This window comes from Streptomyces poriticola, from assembly GCF_036689765.1.
GTDB lineage: Bacteria > Actinomycetota > Actinomycetes > Streptomycetales > Streptomycetaceae > Streptomyces > Streptomyces poriticola.
In genome coordinates this window covers 1-3922 of sequence record NZ_JBAGKH010000074.1, presented here as the reverse complement: position 1 = coordinate 3922, position 3922 = coordinate 1, and the positions used below count along the sequence as shown (strand labels likewise).

Sequence of the window (3922 nt, the reverse complement as noted above, 5' to 3'; positions counted from 1 at the left end):
GATGGCGCTGCCGCGGATCACGGAGAGCACCCGGTGCCCGTTGTGGCGCGCGTCCGACAGCCGCTCCACCAGCAGCATGCCGATGCCCTCGGACAGCGCCGTGCCGTCCGCGCCCGACGCGAAGGCCTTGACGCGGGCGTCCGGCGCCAGCCCCCGCTGTCGGCTGAACTCGATGAACGAGGCCGGCGAGGACATCACGGAGATGCCCCCGGCCAGCGCCATCGAGCAGTCGCCCTGCCGCAGCGCGTGGCAGGCCAGATGCAGGGCGACCAGCGACGAGGAGCAGGCCGTGTCGACGGTGACGGCCGGGCCCTCCAGACCGAGGGTGTACGCCACCCGGCCGGACACCACGCTCGGCGTGTTGCCGATACCGAGGTGCCCCTCCAGCTCGGCGGGCACCTCGGGCAACCGGTTCGCGTAGTCCTGGTAGTTGCTGCCGACGAAGACGCCGGCCTTGCTGCCGCGCAGGGACTTCGGGTCGATGCCGGCCCGCTCGAAGGCCTCCCAGGAGGTCTCAAGCAGCAGGCGCTGCTGCGGGTCCATGGCGAGGGCCTCGCGCGGCGAGATGCCGAAGAACGCCGGGTCGAAGTCGGCGGCGTCGTACAGGAACCCCCCCTCCCGCACATAGGACGTGCCGGAGCGGTCCGGGTCGGCGTCGTAGAGCGCCTCCAGGTCCCAGCCGCGGTTGTCGGGGAACGCGGAGATCGCGTCGCGGCCCTCGGCGACGACCTGCCAGAGGTCCTCCGGGGAACGGACGTCACCCGGGAAACGGCAGCTCATACCGATGATGGCGATCGGCTCGTGGTCCTTGGCCTCGGCCTCGCCCAGCCGACGGCGGGTCTGGCGCAGGTCGTTGACGACCCGCTTCAGGTAGTCGCGGAGCTTGTCCTCGGTCATGTTCTGGGCAGCGTCGGAGGAACGGGCGGGCTTTGACATCAGGTCACGTCCTAGAACGGCCGGGAAGGGCCAGTGGTCAGGTGGCACGGTGGGGAGAGAGAGGGCGGCGCCGCCGGCGAGGGGCGGAGCGGAGACGGGATCAGAGCTGGCCCAGCTCCTTGTCGATGAGGTCGAACATCTCGTCGTCGCTGACGGGGTCGAACTCCCCGTCCTCCGCGGGCCCTTCGGCTTCGATCGCGGTGCCGCGGGTGTCGTCCCACTTCCAGAGCAGGGCCTGCAGCCGCGCCGCGATCTTGCCTCGCGCGTGGTCGTCCAGGGCGGATTCGAGGAACGCGGCCTCCAGCCGCTCCAACTCCGCCGAGAGAGGCGGTCCGTCCTCCTGCGCCTGCGGTACGAGATCGTCCAGCAGCCGCTGTGCGAGGGCGGCCGGGTTCGGATAGTCGAAGACCAGGGTCGGCGTCAGCCGCAGCCCGGTCGCCGACCGGAGCCGGTTGCGCAGCTCGACGGAGGTCAGCGAATCGAACCCGAGATCCTTGAAGGCCCGGTTCGCCCGTACCTCCTCGGGCGAGGCATGCCCGAGCACGGCCGTGACCTGCTCCCGTACGAGATCCAGCAGCATCCGCTCCTGATCGGCCCGGGCCAGCCCGGCCAGCCGGCCGGCGATCCCGGACGCGGCTTCCTCGGTACGGCCCCCGGACGCGGCCGCCGTACGCCGGACGGCCGAGGTGCGGACGACACCGCGGAACAGGGGCGCCATGACACCGGCCGCCGCCTGCGCGCGCAGCTCCGCCAGATCCAGCCGGGCCGGCACGACCACGGCGTCGCCCAGCGCGGTGGCGGCGTCGAACAGGGCCAGGCCCTCGTCCGCGGACATCGGCGCCGCACCGACCCGGGACATCCGGGCCAGGTCCACGTCGCTCAGCCGCCCGGCCATACCGCTGCGCTGCTCCCACAGTCCCCAGGCCAGCGACACGGTGGGCAGTCCGCGCTCGTGCCGGTGGCGGGCGAGGGCGTCGAGGAAGGCGTTGGCCGCCGAGTAGTTGGCCAGCCCCGCCCCGCCGAGGGTGCCCGACAGGGAGGAGAAGAGCACGAACGCCGACAGGTCCAGATCCTCCGTCAGCGCATGGAGGTTCAGCGCGCCGTCGACCTTCGGCCGCAGCACCCGGTCGACCCGCTCCGGCGTCAGCGCCTCGGCCACCCCGTCGTCCAGGACGGCCGCGGTGTGCACCACGGCGGTGAGCGGACGCTCCGCCGGTACGGAGGCCAGCAGTCCGGCCAGCGCCTCCCGGTCGGCGACGTCGCAGGCGGCCACCTCGACCGTGGCACCGAGCCCGGTCAGCTCGGCCACCAGCTCCGGCATCCCGTCGGCGGCGGCCCCGCGGCGGCTGGTGAGCAGCAGGTTCCGCACCCCGCGCTCGGCCACCAGATGCCGGGCGAGCAGCCGGGCGAGCCCACCAGAGGCACCGGTCAGCAGGACCGTGCCCTCGGGCGCGAACCCGGACTCCACCTCCTCGGGGCGCTCGGCACGAGCCAGCCGCGGTGCGCCGACCTCGGTGCCGTGCAGCCGCAGCTGCGGCTCGTCGCCGGCCGCAGCGGCCGCCAGCGTCTCCCAGTCAGGCTCGCCGCCGCCGTCCGTCTCCACCAGCACGAACCGGCCCGGATTCTCCACCTGCGCCGACCTGACCAGACCCCAGACCGGTGCACCGGTCAGGCCCTGCCCGGCCAGGATCACCAGCCGCGACGCGGCGAACCGGTCGTCGGCCAGCCACGCCTGTACGAGGTCCAGGGCGCGGTGCGTGACCTGGCGTACGGCGTCTGCGGTGCCGGCGTCCGCCGTGGTGCCGTCGGTGGTGTCCGGGAAGGGGGCGAAGACCAGCTCGGGGACGGGCGCGGCTGCGGCGGCGAGGCTGCCGAGGTCGTCGTACACATCCATGGTGCTGTCACCACTGCCGCTGCCGACGACGGCCCAGCGTCCGGCCGACGCGCCGGACCGCGACACCGCGACCGGCGCCCACTCCACCCGGAACAGCGAGTCGCCCCGCGCCTCCCGCGCTCCAGCCAGCTGCTCGGTGCCGACCTGCCGCAGCGTCAGTACGTCGACCGAGGCGACAGGACGGCCCACCGAATCGGCCACCGCGACGGACACGGCGTCCTCACCGGCCAGGGCGATCCGTACCCGGACCGCGTTAGCGCCCTGGGCGTGGAGGGTCACCCCACTCCATGCGAACGGGCGCCGGGTGAGTCCCTCGCCGGGCTCGGCCAGCAGCACACCCAGTCCCAGCGGCTGGAGCGCCGCGTCGAGCAGCGCCGGGTGAAGGCCGTACTCCTTGGCCTCGGCGGACTCCTCGTCCGGCAGGGCGACCTCGGCGAAGACCTCGTCACCGCGCCGCCAGGCGGCCCGCAGCCCCTGGAAGGCAGGGCCGTACTCGACACCCTGCGCGGCCAGCCGGTCGTAGGCGTCCGCCACCGTGATCGCCTCCGCCCCGGCGGGCGGCCAGGCGGCCAGATCGGCATCGGGCTCCGGCGACTGCTGCGCACCGGCGGGAGCCACCGTGCCGGTGGCATGCAGCGTCCACGGCTCGTCGTCCCCGGCGTCCTGCGCCCGCGAGTGCAGGTTCAGCTCCCGCCGACCCGAGTCGTCGGTCTCCCCGAGCCCGAGCTGGATCCGTACGCCACCCTTCTCGGGCAGTACCAGGGGTGCCTCCAGGGTGAGTTCCTCCACGGTGCCGCAGCCGACGTGGTGGCCGGCCTGGAGGGCGAGTTCGAGGAAGCCGGTGCCGGGCAGCAGGACGGTGCCGGCTACGGCGTGGTCGGCCAGCCAGGGGTGGCTCTGCAACGACAGCAGCCCGGTGAACAGGTGCGTGTCCGTGCCCGCCAGCTCAACCGCCGCGCCGAGCAGCGGGTGTCCGGCGATGCCGAGCCCGATGGATTCGGCGTCGACGGACCGCGCGGCGGCCGACGCGGGCCAGTAACGCTGGTGCTGGAAGGGATAGGTGGGGAGGTTGGTGGCGTGGTTGCCGCCGGT

At 73.7% G+C, this 3922-nt stretch carries 2 protein-coding genes; both read right to left on the bottom strand.

Annotated elements, in window-relative coordinates:
* Window positions 1-897, bottom strand: an 897-nt coding sequence (locus V5O46_RS31460) for a beta-ketoacyl synthase N-terminal-like domain-containing protein (RefSeq protein ID WP_332888147.1), incomplete at its 3' end; no start/stop codon positions are given.
* A 139-nt stretch (window positions 898-1036) separates the two neighbouring features.
* On the bottom strand, window positions 1037-3922 hold a 2886-nt coding region (locus V5O46_RS31455), incomplete at its 5' end, for a type I polyketide synthase (protein WP_332888146.1).